Origin of the sequence: Flavobacterium phycosphaerae (genome assembly GCF_010119235.1) — a bacterium.
Taxonomy (GTDB): Bacteria; Bacteroidota; Bacteroidia; order Flavobacteriales; family Flavobacteriaceae; genus Flavobacterium; species Flavobacterium phycosphaerae.
Genome location: NZ_JAAATZ010000001.1, coordinates 822,687 through 841,651 on the forward strand (window position 1 = coordinate 822,687; position 18,965 = coordinate 841,651).

Below are 18,965 nucleotides of genomic sequence, written 5' to 3' on the forward strand. Positions count from 1 at the left end.
ATAACTTTACCCAAAACCTATTGACTATGAAAAAAATTATTCTTTTCGTTTCCTTGTTTTTGGCCTCTAAAAGTATCGGGCAAGTTATCGGTACACAGAGTTTTGCTAGCGGATTTACTTCATTAACCGAGATTACGCATGCTCCTGATGACAGCCGTTTATTTGCGGTACAACAAGGCGGTATTATCAAAATAGTAAACGCTAACGGAACCGTCAACAGCACTCCCTTTTTAACGCTCACTTCAACCACTATCCTTTCAGGAGGTGAACGCGGTTTGTTGGGTTTGGCTTTTCATCCTAATTATGCTACCAACGGTTATTTTTATGTCAATTATACCCGTGCCGTTGATGGTGCCACGGTAATTGCCCGCTATTCGGTTTCGGCTGACCCTAATATAGCCGATGCTACCAGCGGAACGGTATTACTGACTGTGGCGCAACCTTATTCTAATCATAACGGAGGTACTATAAAGTTTGGTCCTGACGGCTATCTTTACATCGGAATGGGAGACGGCGGCAGTGGCGGTGACCCGGGCAACAGAGCGCAGAACATCAATGAAAATTTGGGCAAAATACTCCGCATCGATGTAGATTCGGGTTCTCCTTACGGCATTCCTCCCACCAACCCTTATGTGGGCATAGCCGGTAATGATGAAATTTGGTCTATAGGGATGCGTAACCCTTGGAAGTTTTCTTTTAACCGCTTGAATGGTGATTTGTGGATTGCTGATGTAGGTCAGGATGCCATTGAAGAAATTGATAAAATAACCAGCCCTTTGCCTAATACGGGATTGAATTTTGGCTGGCGTTGTTATGAAGCCAATGCGGTTTATGACACTTCTTCGGGCACTTGCCCTTCGTATGCATCAACCGTAGCGCCATTTTCGCAATACAACCAAACGGCTTCCCGTTGTTCTATTACCGGGGGATATTTTTATACCGGAACGGCTTATCCTAATTTTGTCAATAAGTACATTTTTGCCGATTACTGCTCGGGGGAAATTGGCACTGTGGATAGTTCGGGGACACTTACTTGGGGTTATGATGCCTCCTTTTTAATAACCACTTTCGGAGAAGATAAAGATGGCGAACTCTATGTAGGAGGCGGCAGTACTATTTATAAAGTAATCGATACTTCGCTTGGCGTGCATAGTTTCAACCAAAACGGGTTGAGTTTTTATCCGAATCCGGCTAAGACGGAGATTTTTATTAAAAACGAATCAGCCACCACACTTTCTCAAGTCACTATTTTTGATTTGACCGGTAAAGTGGTGCTTACCCAAACCGAAAACCTATCTACTGTAGGCATTACAACCCTGGCAAAAGGGCTTTACCTGCTCGCGGTAGAAGATACAGCCGGAAACCGATACCAGTCTAAGTTAATCGTAGAATAATTACGGGGCCGGGTCAGGATAAGTAGCTTGTATTTTATTGATTTCCGCCAAAAGTGCCGGCGATAACACCACGTCAAAAGCAGCAATGTTTTCTTGGAGTTGCGCCATAGTCGTAGCCCCAATAATAGTGCTCATTACAAACGGTTGCTGATGCACAAACGCCAAGGCCATTTGGGTTAACGTCAATCCGTGTGCTTGGGCCAAGTCTTGGTACAACCTGGTGGCTTTATAACAATTATCGTTGTTGTATCGGGTAAATTGCGGAAACAACCCCAATCGCGAATCCGGTTGCATTCCGTTCAAATGCTTGCCGGTTAAGAAACTGAAGGCTAAGGGTGAATACGCCATCAACCCTACTTGTTCTCGCATACAAATTTCGGACAAGCCCACTTCAAACAAGCGGTTTAATAAGGAATATGGATTTTGAATCGTGGCTATTCTGGGTAGGTTGTGCTTTTCGCTTTCGTTTAAAAACTTCATCACGCCATAAGGATTCTCGTTAGAAACTCCGATGTGTTTAATCTTTCCGGCTTTGATTAAGTCGTCATAAACGCTCAATACTTCAAAGAAATTGTCCTGCCATTGCGCATCGATTTGGGTCACTCCGCGTTGCCCGAACATGTTCATCACGCGTTCCGGCCAGTGCATTTGGTATAAATCAATATACTCCGTCTGGAGGTTTTTTAAGCTGTTGTTTACCGCTTCGTGGATATTTTGTTTGGAAAAATTCAAAGGTTTGCGAATGTATTCCATCCCACGGTTGGGCCCGGCGATTTTGGTGGCCAGGACTACCTCTTCTCTTTTGCCCGACTTTTGCAACCAAGTGCCGATATACTTTTCGGTTAAGCCAAGGGTAGCTTGTTTAGCGGCAATAGGGTACATCTCGGCCGTATCAATAAAGTTGATACCTTTTTCAAAAGCATAGTCCAATTGGGCATGGGCCTCAGCTTCGGTATTTTGTTCGCCAAAGGTCATAGTCCCCAGGCATATTTTGCTAATCTTTATATCGGTATTGGGTAAAGTAGTGTAGTTCATTTTGAATTTTTGTAGAGACGAAATTCATTACGGCTCCTTTTTGCCCCGCAAAAGTAAAATATTGCTTGGGTTAATTCGGTTGGATTAACACATTTTTTGGAAACGTTTGAGAATAAAAAAGGCTCAAAGTGTATACTATGAACCTTATGTTGTAATTATGAAATTTACTGTTTCACAAACTTCTTGCTCACCACCGTTTTGCCTTTTGATTTAAGGGTTAACAAGTATACCCCTCCTTGCCATTGATGCACCGGTAGTGTAGCCTGTATAGAAACTCCGGCTATAGGATGCGTTTTATATACCTCTCTTCCCATCATGTCATAAATAACCAGACCGTCAACTACCTCTTGCCCGTTATAGGCAAAACTAATTTCTGTTGTTGCCGGGTTGGGACTTAGTACCAACTGTTGTCTTTCAAACTCAGGTGTATCCAGCGTGCAGCCCGCCACCGTTACATAAACAGGAGTGGCAGTAGCGGTAGTAGTACCGTTGCCTAGCTGCCCATAGTCATTACTACCCCAAGCCCACATAGCACCATTGCTCTTTAACGCTATGGCATGTTTCCATCCTGCCGATACCGAAGTCCAGTCATTATCAGTACCTATTTGTACCGGTTGCATTCTGTTAGTGGTGGTACCATCGCCCAGTTGGCTCATGTCATTCTCGCCCCAAGCCCATAAGGTACCATCGGTCTTAATGCCATAAGAACTTCTAGAACCTGCAGCAACAGTCAGCCAGCTATCGTTACCTATCTGACGAGGGGTATCCCTAAAATAGGAAGGTGATAAATTATCGCCTGTTTGCCCTTGACCACCGGTTCCCCAAGACCATAAAGTATGATTGGTTTTTAGCGCTAAGGCATGGCCAACTCCTGTATATATACTGAGCCAGTCGGTATCTGTTCCTATTTGTATAGGATATTGCTGAGCACTTACCGTGGAGGGGCCTACTAATCCTGCATTTAATCCCCAACCCCATAGCGTTCCATTGGTTTTAATAGCCAGACCTGTGCCATAACTTGCAGCAGCTACATTAGCCCAGTCCGCAGCTGTCCCTGCTTGTACAGGGCTAAGTCTATTGCTGCAACAGGTCCCATCACCCAACTGAAAAGAATCATTCTGACCCCATCCCCACAAAGTGCCATTAGTCTTCAATGCTAAGGTAAAATAACTGCTACAAGCCACCTGTTCCCAATTTGTTGATGTTCCTACTTGAACAAAAACATTCGAATTGATAACAGTTGAACCAATTCCCAATTGGCCGGTACTGTTGTCTCCTGCTGCCCATAAAGTCCCATTGTTTTTAACCCCTAAAGTGAAGTACCCTCCCGAGCTGACACTTTGCCAATTCGTGGCCGTACCCACTTGGGTTTGCACTACATTATCATTTTCCGAACCATTGCCTAACTGCCCATAGCCTCCTGAACCCCAAGCCCAAAAAGTTCCGTTTGATTTTAGTGCAACGGTATGATAATATCCGCAATCCATCGTACTCAAACACTGTCCTTTTATGGTAGCATTCATACAGCCCATTAGTATTAATAGTATTGTTTTTTTCATAAATTACTGTTTCACAAACTTCTTGCTCACCACCGTTTTACCGGCCTGTTGCAACGCCAGTATATAACTCCCTGCCGCCAGTTGACCGATGTTGAAACTGCTACTGAAGTCATTGTTGCCCATAGCTTCTATGGTGTAGACTTGCTTGCCGCTTATATCATAAATGGTAATGGTATCTACCGTTGAAACGCCTTTGTATGTAACCGCTATATCCTGCTGCGCCGGACTGGGGCTGATGGTAAAACGCGGCTCGGCTGTAAACTCCTCAGTGCCCAGAGCACAGCCTGCAATTACTAGCTGAGTAGGGGCGGCTTGTGGCGAAGTGGTACCGTTACCCAGTTCGCCAAAAACATTTCTGCCCCACGACCATAAAGAACCGTCACTGCGCAAAGCAACAGCATGATAGTTCCCACAACTGATACTCTCCCAGTTGGTGGCAGTGCCCAGTTGAACCGGGATATAACTGTAGTTAGTGGCTGAAGGGTTTATTTCGGTAATGTCATTATTACCCCATTGCCATAGGGTGCCATCTGTTTTTATACCCATTGAATAGCGACTGCCACCCCCCATCGCTTTCCAACTACCCGGAATTTGATTGAGTTCATAGCCATGAATTGCATCATGGTCATATCCTGTTTGCCCTGCTCCGCCATCTCCCCACGCCCAAAGCGTACCGTTGGTTTTAAGGGCTAAAAAATGCGCCCCGCCTCCTGCTACTTTATCCCAATCAGTATCGGAAGTTAGAGTGAGCGGCATGGGCACATTAAAGGTAGACACATCGCTAGCGCCAAACACATAACAACTGTTGCTGCCCCAGCCCCAAAGGGTACCGTCGGTTTTAATTCCTACACTGGAGTTACAACCCGAAGTAGCTATGGTTTTCCAGTTGCCGGCAGTGCCAATTTGTACAAAAGAGTAAACGTAGTTAGCCGCGGCACTCCCCAGCCCTAACTGGTTGTATACGTTTTGCCCGCTACCCCATAGAGTACCGTTTTGTCTCAGGGCTATGGTAAATGAACTGGCCGCAGAAATGGCTTCCCAGTTGGTAGCGGTGCCCACCTTTGTAAAGGTCAGGTACTCATTACCGCTGGTACCCAGCCCCAATTGACCATAACTATTTAAACCGGTAGCCCAAAGGGTGCCATCGGTTTTAATCACAAAACTGTTGGCATAACCCGCTTTATAACTCTGCCAGTTAGCGGTGTTGGTCAGTTGTAGTGGCACATAAGAATCTTCGCCCGTGCCGTTGCCAAAATTACCTCCCTGGTTGTACCCCCAAGCCCAATAGCTGCCGTCTGTCTTTTTGCCAAGCACATGACCAAAACCACTGGAAATACTGCTAAAGCATTGGGCGTATATAGTAGAACCTAAACCTAAGAGCAAGGCTATATAAAGTATTGTTTTTTTCATAAATTACTGTTTCACAAAACGCTTGCTCACCACCGTTTTGCCGGCCTGTTGCAACGCCAGTATATAACTGCCTGCCGCCAGTTGACCGATGTTGAAACTGCTACTGAAATTAGTGTTGCCCATAGCTTCTAGGGTGTAGACTTGCTTGCCGCTTAGATCATAAATAATGATATTGTCTACCCTTTGGGTACCATTGTAAGTAACCGCTATATCCTGCTGTGCCGGACTCGGGCTGATGGTAAAACGCGGCTCGGCTGTAAACTCCTCAGTACCCAGAGCACAGCCTGCTATTACTAGCTGAGTAGGGGCGGCTTGTGGCGTAGTGGTACCGTTACCCAGTTCGCCAAAAACATTTCTGCCCCACGACCATAAAGAACCGTCACTGCGCAAAGCAACAGCATGATAGTTCCCACAACTGATACTCTCCCAATTGGTGGCAGTGCCCAGTTGAACCGGAATATAGCTGTAGTTAGTAGCTGAGGGGTTTATTTCGGTAATGTTATTATTACCCCATTGCCATAGGGTGCCATCGGTTTTTATCCCCATTGAATAGCGACTGCCACCTGCCATAGCTTTCCAGCTACCCGGAATTTGATTGAGTTCAGAAGATGTAAATCCTAAAACAGGATCATGACCGGTTTGCCCTGCTCCGCCATCTCCCCAACACCAAAGAGTACCGTTGGTTTTAAGGGCTAAAAAATGCCCCCCTCCTCCTGCTACTTTGTCCCAATCGGTATCTGTAGTGACGGTTAATGGTTTAGGCACATTAAAAGTAGAAACATCGCTACCGCCAAACACATAACAACTGTTGCTGCCCCAGCCCCAAAGGGTCCCGTCGGTTTTAATCCCTACACTAGAGTTACAACCCGAAGTAGCCATGGTTTTCCAGTTACTAGCAGTGCCAATTTGTACAAAAGAGTAAACGTAGTTAGCCGCAGCACTTCCTAGCCCTAACTGGTTGTACACGTTTTGCCCGCTACCCCACAGGGTGCCGTTTTGTCTCAGGGCTATGGTAAATGAGCTGGCAGCCGAAATGGCTTCCCAGTTGGTGGCAGTGCCAACCTTTGTAAAGGTCAGATATTCATTACCACTGGTGCTCAGCCCCAATTGACCATAACTATTTAAACCGGTAGCCCAAAGGGTACCATCAGTTTTAATGACAAAACTATTAGAATCACCTGCTTTATAGCTCTGCCAGTTGGCGGTGTTGGTCAGTTGCAATGGCACATAAGAATCTTCGCCCGTGCCGTTGCCAAAATAGCCTCCTTGGTTGTATCCCCACCCCCAATAGCTGCCATCCGTCTTTTTGCCAAGCACATGAACAAAGCCACTGGAGATACTGCTAAAGCATTGGGCGTATATAGTAGACCCTAAACCTAAGAACAAGGCTATATAAAGTATTGTTTTTTTCATAATCATTAGCGAGTTTAAACTTTATTCCAATCCCCTCCCTATCGGAAGGGGAAGAATAAAGCATTAAAGATAAAAATTTTATTCGATAACCAATTTCTGTTGGCTAACCAGCCCGTCTTTAGAACGCACCACTACTATGTATACCCCGCTTGGGTAACCGTCGGTGGCAATATTCCATTCCCCTTCGGTTTCCTGAGTATGGTAAGTAGCCACTATTCTACCGGTTAAATCATAAATACTAATAGCAACAGCACTACCAAAGTCTTTATACTGCACAGCAACCTGTGTTTTGGCAGGGTTAGGCACTATGACTAAGCTGCCATGAGTTGGTGCCGAAACCAGTTTAGTCTGCCCTACCCCCTCGCAAGTAGGCAAATCAAGGGTAAAGTCATAAGTGCATGGTTTATCATCATCAGTAGTGGAAAGCAGTAAGTGAATAATTCCCCCTGAAAAATTGGGTCCTACCGGAATCATTACAAAAGGGTAGATGTGCGCCCCTGCATTGAGCATAAAACTAGTAGGCACCACCACCACATCGTTATTAGAAGCGGTTAGGGTTACTGCCCCAGCCAAAACAGAATCTATTTTTATATAAACATTAAACGAGCATATTGGGCCATCTATTCTTCCTATTTCGAGGATATCTACCGACTTAATATCGCATTTTTCACAAAGATTAGCCACATAATCCAGTGGTTTGCTGGTAAAAGCACATCCGCCGGCATTTAACACTAAATTATAAGTACCGCTGGCGCTTACCGGCATTGGTGGTGTAAAACCGGTCCCCTCTCCCAGTACTTCATTATTAAACAGCCATGTCCATTGGTCTACCGGCTGGCTGGGACCGATAAGGGTACCCTGCCCTTCTCTGACGCAGGTGGTTTGACAACCCGAAGGGAAGACCCACATAAAATCATCGGGTTTTTTAGGCACATCAATCTGTTCAACACTACTGCACCCGTCAACGGTAATACGCACCTGATAAGGCCCGCCGTCGGTAACGGTTTGGGTGGCACCACTCACACCATTGCTCCAAGTAAACTGCCCGTCAACTTCAGACGTGGCCGACAGGTTGATATGATAATACGGTAATGACTCAACCTGACCGGGGCATATCACTTCTTGCGAAATAACCGGTGCCGGTGGTGAGCTTTTCACGGTTACCATTTGTGATACCGAAGCCCTACACCCCTGACTTGAAATAGCCGTGGCCATCACGGTATAATTCCCGGCAGCCAACCCACTCAGTTGCAAATAAGGGTTGTCTTGATAGGTGGGAAGTGGTCTGTTTTCTTGGTCGTATAGTATGCTCCAATTTAGCTGCGTAGTATTGGCCGTAGCATGAACCGTAAAGGCATCGCTGTCACATACTACTGTTGGGCCATCCAGTTTAACGCTTGGCAACGGATAAAACACCGGCATAATGCGGTTGGGGGTATCGTATTTACAATCATTTTTAGCCACCTTAACCCAATAAAACCCGGGCTTAGTTACTGTTATGGTAGGAGTGTTGCCTACCAAAGGAACAGGGGTTTGTCCGTTCATCCAAGTATAGGTTAACGGATTACAATCGTCAATATTAGGAGCCGTAGTACCGGGTTGGTAGCTCAGCGTTACAGGAGTACCCGTACAAACTCTTGGATTTTCCGGAGCACTGGTTACGGTACCGTTAAAACATTTTTTGGGTATGGTAACCGTTACACTTTTATTCAAAACGCAACCGATAGCATTGGTAATGGCCACCGTAACCGTTTTGTTGCCGTCACTGCTAAAAACACGCTGGGTTTCATAGAGCGTGCTTTGGGCACCCGGTTCAAAGGTCCACAGATAACTACTAGTTGAAATTGAAGGCAAATCAAGTTTAAACGTTACAGCCGTATCATGGCAATTCACCGGATTGGGGGTAACTGTTATATTCTGATCGGGTAAGGTGGTCAGCGCCATGTTAATTATTCTTTGGCAAGTAGGCTGTGCAGTGTTTGCCGGATATTCTCCGTTGGCAATTACTTTTATTTGGTAAGTGCCTGCCGCAAGATTATTAATAGTAGAACCGCTTACGGTAGTCCAACTACCGGTATTGCCCAGACGGTATTCGTAGGTAATGGTGGGGCTGGTTACCAAGGCAAAAAAACTGGTTTTATCAACCAAAGTCACATTAAAGCTATTGTTGCCATTACAAACCGCATTATATGCCACATCCGGTATATAAGGAACCAGTACTGTTTTAGGCTCTGCAAAAGGGCAAAATTCACCCTCGGCATTAAGATAGTACCCCACACAATACGTATGAAACTCTCCCGGTTTCGAAGGGATAAAAGTAGTGCCGGTATACCCGGTTAAATTCACATTAGGAGGGCCAACAATAGTCCAGTCTATGTGATCCGAATTACCTGAAGCGGTTCCTACCAGGTTGATAAAGCCTCCGTTTTGACCACAATCGTAGGCAGAAGAATTTGTGATTTCATGACTTCCTTCATAGATACACGCTTCCTCATCGCAATGTTGTCTGATGATTATAGCGTTAGAGTTGGTCTTACACTGTAAACTGTTAGTAACTGTAAAGTAGTAATTCCCAAATCCCATTGCCGGTGTAATTGTTAACGTTGTACCCGTTTGCCCTGTTAACAATGTTGAACCGTTATACCACTGGTAGGTATTACTTGGGTCAATAGAAGACGCCACGGTTAAAGTAGCTGCGATAGCGGATTGCAAACAAAAGGCATTGGCTTCGGTACTCAAAGATGCTGCTGCCGGTGGACCCGGTAAAACTGTAACAGCTACACTAGCCGTATTAGTTGTTCCGACACAACCGTTAGGATTGGTGATAAACACCTTAACGACATGTCCAACATTGGCAACTGTGGTATTAGAATAAGCATAGTGGTTGTTACTAAGGCTAGCAGAAGTATTTCCGCCACCATAATTCCAAGTAGCCGATCCGGTGGTTATAGGCTGATTAGTAGCCTCATCCTTAACGGTGAAATAGATATCCTCTCCACTACAAACAGTTGTTGGGCTTGCTGACAGGATAATTTTCGGAACAGGTGTGATAGTAACCGGAATAGAAATTGTTACGCTTAAAGTACATTTAGTTATGGTTAAAAGCAAATTAGTTGTTGTCGCCACAGTAACATTATTCCAAAGTATTTTAGCTCCGGTATTGCCATCTTGCCCTTCGGTGATGCTCCCCAAAGCCGGATCTTCAATTCTCCAACTGTAACTTTCTCCTTGGTTATACGTTGAATTTGTATTGGTAAAATTGGCCCAATAGGTTTTATAGGTATTGGCACAAACTGTATCCGGGAGGTTATCATTAATTTGAGCATTAATTTCTTTGATAGGTACTGTGATTGAAAGTGGCGCCGAAGTACATGGAATTGGCGTTATGCTTTGAGTGCTGACGTTTATCACTGCCGGAGTAGCTCCATTAAAGCTAATTATCACTTCGTTACCAAAGGCAACTCCGTTCACAGCGCCTTCAATAGTACCATTAGTAACTGTCCAACGATACTGTATCAAAGGATTATCAGAGGCCTTGTAGCTATAAGGCGCATTAGGACATACTGCCAAAGTAGCTGCCGGCACATAAGGATCATCAGCTAAGCTCTCCGGGTCTAAAACCGTTATCGCGGGAGCAGTAGGCGGAGCTGGCAATGGCAAAACAGAAATATTCTTTTGTTGCGCCGGGCAAGTTCCAGATGCTCCTACTGAAAGCGAATAATTTCCCGGGGTAGTAAAGGTATACGAGAATGATTCTGCCGGGCTTGGATTACTTACCCCAACAGTGGCTCCATTGCTGTTTTTTAATATCCAAGTAGTCTGTTGACCGTTTGAGGTGTGATAGGAAGCCGTACTATTTTGGCATAGTAAAGTTGGACCTTCAAACTCTACAGGTTCATTCACTTTGATTTCTAACCTAGCTGTACCTCCACAATGCAACAATGTATTTTCGTAAGTAACCAGTAAAGTATAAATGCCGGGCTGTTGTGGAAATAGAATCACCTGATTCCTTTGATCATTAAGTATCATAGTAACATTGGTTTCTGTAGGATCTTCCAATATACTCCAATGAAATTCAGTCGAAGGCCATTGGGGTAAACTGTAAATTGCCTGAGACTTAGCGCAAATTGATGTATCGCCATGTATGGTCCCACGTGTAGTAATCACCGGTATTTTTATAGTAGTAGGTAGTAAACATTTGAGTTCACATTCGGTTGGTACAAAGGTCAAATAACCAAAACCATCAGTACCAATATTGTTCCAAGTTACGGTAGCATCCCCATTTTGTTCATTTACTATCGGTTGGTCAATGGTTCCGGCTGAATTCCACACATACTTGTCTTTACATATAGTTTTGCCATCAAATGGCAAGGAGTAAGTTACGGTTTCCCCCTCACAAACTACACCAGGACATTGAATATCGAACCCTCCACCACTTTTTACATAAACCATTCTTCTAAATTTAGCACTACAATTACATTTGTTGTATACCGTCAAAGAAACTTCGTAAGCTCCTTCTTCGGTGTAGAAATGACTTGGTTCAAAAGCAGTTGAGGAAGATCCATCACCAAAATCCCAAAAATAACTCACCAGCTCACTACCGTTATTTACTGTTGATGCATTTTCGAAATAAATAGTTTGATTAGCACAAGCATAAATTTCACTTGGTCTGGGTGGTTGCGGTGCATCAGGAATATCAGGATTAAAAACATAACCTGTAACCGTATTAACATTAAAGCTAGCTTTTGGTATAATAATCCTTTCAATACAAAGCGTTTTGTTAATTACTCCATTTGGAGTAGACAGCACTATAGTAATTCCACCGTTTCCGGCAGCTCCCCATTGTACAACACAATTAGTGCTGGTTGATGTTATTACTGTACCACCGGTTATCACCCATTGTGTATTGGGTTCAGGACCTAACTCACCGGAGAGTGAATAAGTAACCACGCTTTTTTCGCAAACGTTCAAGCATTGATCTGCAGCAATATTCTCTAAGTATATTTTTCTATCCCCTTCTTGTGTAAAATAGGTTTGACATCCCACTTCTCTGTCCCAACTAATAGAAACACCCGAAGCTTGACCAAACGATGAATGGGCTTTGAAAAGAAGTACTCCAAATACTACTGCATAAAGTATTTTTTGAATTAATTTTTGTTTCATTGATTTTGTTTTGTTTTGTTTTCATTAAATAATTTTGGTTTGTTTTAAAATATAACTCCCTTATATTCTAAAAATTATAAATACTACCGCTAAGCCATAGCACCTCCTTTCTTAGTTAAGAAGCCAAAAAAAATAAAGTCGTAATGTGATTGTCGGAAGGAAATGGAGTGAGCGTTGTTTTTGTGATAGGACATATTTTGTGTTTTCATGAATTATGCTTCATCCCGCTCATCACCCAAAAAAGTAAACTTAGTTTTGTAAAGCTACTCCTTACAAACCACAAAAAAATCCCCAACTATGGGGATTTTTCGCTGATTTAATCGGTAAAAAGATTACAAAAAAAATATCAGGGCAACTTATGTGAGAAAAATGGTAATGCCGATAATGAGGCGGGACTGTTTTGAATTCCATTATTTTCAACTCAATTCCTAAAAAATTTTAACATTTCTGTGTCAACTTGGTGTAAAAATTAAATGTTGACACAAAAATTGTGGCAAACTTTTTGATTACGAGTAGTTTGACACATAAATGTTAAAAATTTTACGATGAAGGATACTACTACACTAACCTCCTTATTGGGCCTTACACAGAAACAAATGGCGCTGCTATTGCAGGTAAACCGGTCGCAGTGGTCGATGTACGAATCGGGCCAACGAGGATTACCGCTCGAATCGAGACAACTTTTAGCCGAAATGATTGGATTTTTAAAATTTGAAAACCAAGGAACAAAGGTACTGCGGCTCCTAAGAGAACAGGAAGAAGACAAGAAAAAGCAACTCGAAAAACAAATCAGGGCAAACGAACACCAGCTTTATGCCATTGCTAAAGAGCTCGAACTTAGCGAGGCAAAATACACCCGAAACCTGACAGCCGTTGGATTTGTTGATTATATTTCTTCGTTGTCCAACAGACCGCAACCGCTTGACACGGAGCTTTTAGAAGCTATTACAACTGATGCTGAGTGCGCCATCAGAAAATCAGGATTGGCCAGAGTTACTGCCTTGCAGATGCAACAGGAAGTCCTTGAGCTTGAAAAATTAATTTTGGGCTCTGCACTCAATAAAGCGGTCAAAACCCTAGAGAAACTAAAGGAAGACGGGGTTTAATAAATTATTATTATCGCAATGAAATAGTTAAATATTTCATAATTATTTACATATAGCACTGTTTTGGTATTGAATTTGTTTTTTGGCATAGCATTATAAATTTTAAATACTAATAAAATGATTTACACAGTACAAAATTTAACACAGACAGTGGACTGTGATGTGTTATTAAGTCGAGCTCAAAAAAGAAAAGCGGATCTGAACCACAAACGGTATTCAGAAGAAAGTTTAACTACCAAGTATGGTGAAACTTCCGAAGAAATTGAGACAACGCTACAGGTAACTATTGCCGAGATTGCAGCAGAAACCATCATTATCGATGGTCTTCCGGAGAGCAGTGTTAAAGCAGAGCACGTTTACAAGAAAAAAAATCTGGAGCACAAACAGATGGTCCTTGAACACCGTTTGGAAAGCTACGGAGTTGTGGCCTTACTGGAGCAGGAAATGGATTTAGGAATCATAGACCAGCAAATAGCAGAAGTAGAAGCCTTCATTACTGCTGTTAAAGCAAGGAAAGAAGAACTTGCCGCTGCTTAGTTCTTAAAAGTGTTTAGTAGAGAAAGCCGTCCTTTTTGGGGTGGCTTTTTTTTATGGTTGTACCATAGCACGGATTGCAAATCCGCGCTATCCGTCGTTGCAAATCCGCGCTATCCTTCAGTGTCGTGCTATCAGTTCCGTTCCTCGCTAAAGAGAGATGGCGCGGATTTGCAACCGTGCCAGTGCACATCTTCAACTTAAAACAAATCCAGCAAAATAACCTCCAAGTCATTTGCTAAACCAGCATAATTTCTTGCTGAACTAAAATAATAGTCCTCAGGCGAAGCAACTATTTTTTCCTTCACGGGATTGTTATGTATATAATGAATTTTTTGTTTTATAAACCAGTTTGACTTCGCCAATTCTGCATGATAACCATCTTGCCACACTTTATACTGTTGTTCTCTTTTTAGATGTTGACATGCTTTTTGAAAATATGTCAACAACCATTCTCTTCTGCTTTCCGGCTCCTCGATAATAGTTTGTATAATTTTCTTGGAAGTAAATTTTTTAAAATCTCTGATGACATCAGATAACACAAATCCATCTGTTGCTTTGCAAAGCAAATGAATATGGTTACTCATAATACAGTAGGCATAAATCTCTAAACCTTTGTTTTGCTGACAATATTGCAAAGCATTGATAATGCTGTTTTTTTGATTTAATCGTGTAAAAACATCAACCCAACCTACTGTAGTTATTGTGATAAAAAAGGCTTCTTCTGTAGTGGTAGCTTTATACTTGGTAGACATTCATTATTTGCTTTACTATAAATAATAAAAACTTAATAGCACGGATTGCAAACCTCGTTATTAGGTTGCAAACCGCGCTATCGGGTTTCTGCTAAAATAATGAATGTCGTAGAAAGGCGATTACACTTTTTGTGTACTTTTTAGTAGAGACACGGATTGCAAATCCGCTATCATTAGCACGGATTGCAAATCCGCGCTATCCGTCGTTGCGAATCGCGCTATTCGTCGTTGCAAATACGGATGGCGCGGATTTACAATCCGTGCCATGTCATCTAAAACTCATTCAACATCTTGGAAATTTCATCCAACTTAGGCGTTAATATAATTTCGATTCTTCTGTTTTTGGCTTTGCCTTCGGGAGTGTCGTTGCTCATGATAGGCGCAAACTCACCGCGACCGGCAGCCGTTAGATTTTTCTTTTGAATGCCTGCATTTTCGCCTAGGATATTGACAATGGCTGTGGCTCTTTTGGTGGATAAATCCCAGTTGTTTTCGACCCCGCCACCAATGGCTCCAAAGATTTTATCATTGTCGGTATGCCCTTCTATAAGCACGGATATATCGGGGTTTTGTGCCAATACCTTGCCTACTTCGACCACTGCTTTTCTTCCTTCGGTACCCACGGCCCAGCTACCGGTTTGGAATAACAGTTTGTTTTCCATTGACACGTATACCTTGCCGTTCTTTTGTTCTACCGTTAGTCCTTTGCCTTCAAAAGCATTCAGAGCCTTAGACAAGGTTTCTTTCAATTTCTTCATGCTGGCGTCTTTGGCCGCAATCATGCTCTCCAACTCATTGAGTCTTTTGGTGCTCGAAGCTAAGTCGTTTTTCAGTTTGTTCAAACGGTCTTGCTCTGCCGCCAAGGCTTTTTCTTTGGCTTCTAACTGTGCCAATAACTCGCGGTTTTTGTTCAGGTTGGTTTCTAAAGCATCGCTGCTGTTTTTTTCTAAGGCAGCATAAGAATCCTGTAGGGTTTTAAGGTTGTTGGCCGTAGCGGTACAATCTGCCTGGAGTTTGTCTTTCTCGGCTTTAAGCTGGCTCAGTTCTGCCGTCAACGCCTTGTTAATCGAGTCGTATTGGGCATTGACTTTGTGCAGTTCTTCATTTTCATCCTGCAAACTGCGGTTTTCTTTCTTTAAATCGGTGTACTTGTTTTCTAAATCGTTATAGATTTTTTTAGAAACACAAGAGCTCATCAAAACCAGTAGAGCTACCCCAAAAATTAGTCTTTTAATCATATAATCTGTTTGTTTTGTTTATTGGTACATTTTGGGCGTAATCACATATTCGGCAATTACTTCTCCTTTTTTATCTTTATATTTATACTTAATAGTGATTTCATTGTCCCGGAATACTTTTGCTTGCGGATTCTCTTTTACATTTTTCAAAAGACTCGGAAAAACATATTTTTTCAACGTGTCTATATTGACTTCCGCTTTGGTGAACTCGTTCAAGTCATAATTGTACTGAATGGTTTTGTTGGGCATGGCAACCACTCTCACCAGCCTGGTGTATTGATCTACCTGAATAGGGCATCCTCTGTTAGTGTTTTCAGCAACTTTGGCCAATTCATCTTCAACCGTTGGCTTCAGCAAGGTACGAATACCAAACAAAGCCGCCCAAAAACAAACCACAAAAAGCAGTATCACAATCGGATTCTTCTTTTTCTTAGGCTTATAGTTGAACAGTTCAGCTTCCGCCTTCGGGACTTCCGGCACAGGCAATGCGTAACCACAAGCTGAGCAAAGCGTTGCCTCCGAATTGTTTTCTGCTTGGCAATTGGTACAAATAGTTTTCATGTCTACTAGTTTACTCAATTTCTACCAAGACCGGGCAATGGTCTGAATGTTTGGCTTCGGGCAATATCACGGCTCTGGTCAGTCGGTTTCTTAACGGTTCGCTGGCCAAGCAGTAATCAATTCTCCATCCTTTGTTGTTGGCACGGGCGTTGGCGCGGTAACTCCACCAACTGTAGTGGTGAGGTTCTTTGTTAAAAAAGCGGAAGGTATCAATAAAGCCGCTTTTCATAAAGCCATCCAACCAAGCGCGTTCTTGAGGTAAAAATCCGGAAACGGTTTTGTTGCGGACGGGGTCGTGAATATCGATAGCTTCGTGACAAATATTGTAATCTCCGCAAATAATCAAGTTCGGAATTTCTTTTTTCAACTCGTTGATGTATTGCTGAAAGTCATCCATATACATAAACTTGTGGTCTAAACGCTCTATGTTGGTCCCCGAAGGCAGGTACAAACTCATCACCGAGAAGTCGTCAAAATCGACTCTCAGGTTTCTTCCTTCAAAATCCATGTGCGGAATGCCGGTACCGAAAACTACATTGTTGGGTTTTACTTTAGATAAAATAGCCACACCACTGTAGCCTTTTTTGGTAGCCGGAAACCAATAGTGATAGGGATAACCCGATATCTCCACATCGATTAACGGAATCTGATCGGGAGTGGCTTTTATCTCCTGAAGGCAAATCACATCGGGGTTGGCCTGTTGCAACCAGTTCAAAAATCCTTTCGAAATGGCGGCGCGGATACCGTTTACATTATAAGAAATAATTCTCATGCAGGGTGGACTTTAGTTTTTTACTTTGTTGATGGGGCCCAAAAGACCTTGGGTTCAAAAGTATGTAAAAACATAAACATTTGAAACTCATAAGTGATAATAAAAAATTAAAATTAGGCAGGGAATTCGCTTTTTTCTGAACCCTATTTGAGGAGAATTGTTATCTTTGTTTCTTAGTCAAAAATCAAGAGTATAAATGGGTTTAGTCACTGCCAAAGAAGTTGCAAAAGCAATAAATGCTGATAAATACGGGGTTTTCGGAACTTTTTGCGGCTGGTTACTAATGAAAGCGTTAAAGATTTCAACCTTAAACAAAATTTACGACCGCAACAAACATTTAAGCGAAGTAGAGTTCCTGAATGCCATCTTGGATGAGTTTCAAATTAAATTTGAGATTCCCGAAGAAGATTTCAAACGATTACCCAAAGACGGGGCTTATATTACCATCTCCAACCATCCGCTGGGAGGTATTGACGGGATTTTGTTGTTGAAATTAATGTTGGAGCGCGAGCCTAACTTTAAGATTATTGCCAACTTCTTACTGCACCGCATCGAACCGATGAAGCCGTACATCATGCCGGTCAATCCGTTTGAAAACCATAAAGATGCCAAATCAAGTGTCATCGGAATCAAAGAAACATTGCGTCATTTGAGCGATGGCAAACCACTGGGCATGTTTCCTGCCGGCGAAGTATCCACCTATAAAGACGGCCAATTAGTAGTAGACAAAGACTGGGAAGAAGGAGCGATTAAGGTGATTCGAAAAGCTCAGGTTCCGGTGGTTCCTATTTACTTTCATGCCAAGAACAGCCGCTTTTTTTATCTTTTGTCTAAGATAAATCCAACTTTGCGCACGGCTAAATTGCCCTCAGAATTGCTGACGCAAAAAGACCGTGTGATTAAAGTGCGTATCGGAAAACCTATTTCGGTAGCCGAACAAAACGAACACAAAAGCATAGAAGAGTATTCAGAGTTTTTAAGAAAGAAGACCTATATGTTGGCCAACTCCTTTAATACGGGCAACAATATTTTTGATCCTCAAAACCTGAATCTGAATTTAAAACCGCATAAGAATCCGAAACAAATTGTAAAACCGGCCAATCACGATAAGATACTGGAGGAAATTGCTGCTTTGAAAGACAGTGATTACCGCTTGCTGCAAAGCAAAAACTACTTGGTTTTTCTGGTTCCGGCGGACAACATCCCTAACATACTCCATGAAATCGGTCGCTTGCGCGAAATTACCTTTAGGGAAATTGGGGAAGGCACCAATGAGTCTATCGACTTAGACCGTTGCGATTCGTATTACCATCATATGTTTTTGTGGGATGACGAAGCCGAGCAAATTGCCGGAGCCTACCGCATGGGATTGGGTTCGGAGATTTTCCCGAAATACGGTATCGAAGGTTTCTATCTGCAGGATTTATTCCGATTTGAACCCGAGTTGTACGACATGATGCAGCACTCTATTGAAATGGGAAGGGCTTTTATTGTCAACGAATACCAGCAAAAGCCAATGCCGTTATTCCTGCTTTGGAAAGGGATAGTGCACACCACCTTACGCTATCCGGAGCACAAGTATTTGATTGGCGGAGTGAGCATCAGCAATCAATTTACGGAGTTCTCTAAATCGTTGATGATTGAGTTTATGAAGTCGCACTACTACGACCCGTATGTAGCGCAATACATTCACCCGAAAAAAGAATTCAAAGTAAAACTTAAAGATGCCGATAAGGATTTTGTCTTTAATGAAACGGAGGCGGACTTGAATAAGTTTGATAAAATTATTGACGAAGTGGAGCCGGGGAATTTGCGTTTACCGGTGTTAATCAAAAAATACATCAAGCAAAATGCGCGCGTGGTGGCGTTTAACGTAGACCCTATGTTCAACAATGCCGTTGACGGGTTGATGTACATTCGCATCGCTGATTTGCCCGAAAGCACCGTAAAACCGGTTATGGAGGAATTTCAAGCCGAACTGGAACGAAAAGAAAAGCATTATAAATAATAAAAAGGCAACTCAAT

At 42.8% G+C, this 18,965-nt stretch carries 13 protein-coding genes; 4 read left to right on the plus strand and 9 right to left on the minus strand.

The annotated features are described in order from the left end of the window. The first annotated feature begins 26 nt into the window (after window positions 1-26). Window positions 27-1,394, plus strand: a complete 1,368-nt coding sequence (locus GUU89_RS03575) for a PQQ-dependent sugar dehydrogenase (RefSeq protein WP_162126637.1) — start codon at window positions 27-29, stop codon at window positions 1,392-1,394. Here the strand turns inward: GUU89_RS03575 and GUU89_RS03580 are convergent, their stop codons facing one another. The 5 genes from GUU89_RS03580 to GUU89_RS03600 all read right to left on the minus strand — a co-directional run bounded on the left by GUU89_RS03580 (window position 1,395) and on the right by GUU89_RS03600 (window position 11,974). Next, complete coding sequence (locus GUU89_RS03580; protein ID WP_162126638.1) at window positions 1,395-2,429, minus strand: NADP(H)-dependent aldo-keto reductase; 1,035 nt, start codon at window positions 2,427-2,429, stop codon at window positions 1,395-1,397. 164 nt (window positions 2,430-2,593) lie between these two features. Then, a complete protein-coding gene (locus GUU89_RS03585) occupies window positions 2,594-3,988 on the minus strand; it encodes a T9SS type A sorting domain-containing protein (protein ID WP_162126639.1) in 1,395 nt (464 codons plus the stop codon). A gap of 3 nt (window positions 3,989-3,991) precedes the next feature. Further along, on the minus strand, window positions 3,992-5,398 hold the full coding sequence (locus tag GUU89_RS03590) for a T9SS type A sorting domain-containing protein (RefSeq protein WP_162126640.1): 1,407 nt from the start codon (window positions 5,396-5,398) through the stop codon (window positions 3,992-3,994). A 3-nt stretch (window positions 5,399-5,401) separates the two neighbouring features. Further along, on the minus strand, window positions 5,402-6,811 hold the full coding sequence (locus GUU89_RS03595) for a T9SS type A sorting domain-containing protein (RefSeq protein ID WP_162126641.1): 1,410 nt from the start codon (window positions 6,809-6,811) through the stop codon (window positions 5,402-5,404). A gap of 78 nt (window positions 6,812-6,889) precedes the next feature. Then, window positions 6,890-11,974, minus strand: a complete 5,085-nt coding sequence (locus GUU89_RS03600; protein WP_162126642.1) for a T9SS type A sorting domain-containing protein — start codon at window positions 11,972-11,974, stop codon at window positions 6,890-6,892. 545 nt (window positions 11,975-12,519) lie between these two features. Here GUU89_RS03600 and GUU89_RS03605 point away from each other — a divergent pair. Together GUU89_RS03605 and GUU89_RS03610 are read left to right on the plus strand one after the other, a co-directional pair. Beyond that, entirely contained in the window at window positions 12,520-13,080 is a 561-nt protein-coding gene (locus tag GUU89_RS03605; protein ID WP_162126643.1) for a hypothetical protein, read from the plus strand. 117 nt (window positions 13,081-13,197) lie between these two features. Continuing rightward, window positions 13,198-13,617 carry a hypothetical protein gene (locus GUU89_RS03610; protein ID WP_162126644.1) on the plus strand — a complete coding sequence of 140 codons (420 nt, stop codon included), beginning with the start codon at window positions 13,198-13,200 and terminating at the stop codon, window positions 13,615-13,617. Window positions 13,618-13,814: 197 nt separating this feature from the next. On the opposite strand, the gene GUU89_RS03615 is transcribed toward GUU89_RS03610, so the two are convergent. The 4 genes from GUU89_RS03615 to GUU89_RS03630 all read right to left on the minus strand — a co-directional run bounded on the left by GUU89_RS03615 (window position 13,815) and on the right by GUU89_RS03630 (window position 16,940). Continuing rightward, window positions 13,815-14,369 carry an REP-associated tyrosine transposase gene (locus tag GUU89_RS03615; protein ID WP_162126645.1) on the minus strand — a complete coding sequence of 185 codons (555 nt, stop codon included), beginning with the start codon at window positions 14,367-14,369 and terminating at the stop codon, window positions 13,815-13,817. A 272-nt stretch (window positions 14,370-14,641) separates the two neighbouring features. Next, a complete protein-coding gene (locus tag GUU89_RS03620) occupies window positions 14,642-15,607 on the minus strand; it encodes an OmpA family protein (RefSeq protein ID WP_162126646.1) in 966 nt (321 codons plus the stop codon). Window positions 15,608-15,625: 18 nt separating this feature from the next. Beyond that, window positions 15,626-16,168 carry a zinc-ribbon domain-containing protein gene (locus GUU89_RS03625; protein ID WP_162126647.1) on the minus strand — a complete coding sequence of 181 codons (543 nt, stop codon included), beginning with the start codon at window positions 16,166-16,168 and terminating at the stop codon, window positions 15,626-15,628. Window positions 16,169-16,178: 10 nt separating this feature from the next. Next, window positions 16,179-16,940 (minus strand): exodeoxyribonuclease III, encoded by a 762-nt coding sequence (locus GUU89_RS03630; protein WP_162126648.1) that lies wholly within the window; start codon window positions 16,938-16,940, stop codon window positions 16,179-16,181. 196 nt (window positions 16,941-17,136) lie between these two features. On the opposite strand from GUU89_RS03630, the gene GUU89_RS03635 reads away from it, so the two are divergent. Beyond that, a complete protein-coding gene (locus GUU89_RS03635; RefSeq protein WP_162126649.1) occupies window positions 17,137-18,948 on the plus strand; it encodes a GNAT family N-acyltransferase in 1,812 nt (603 codons plus the stop codon). Window positions 18,949-18,965 lie beyond the last annotated feature (17 nt).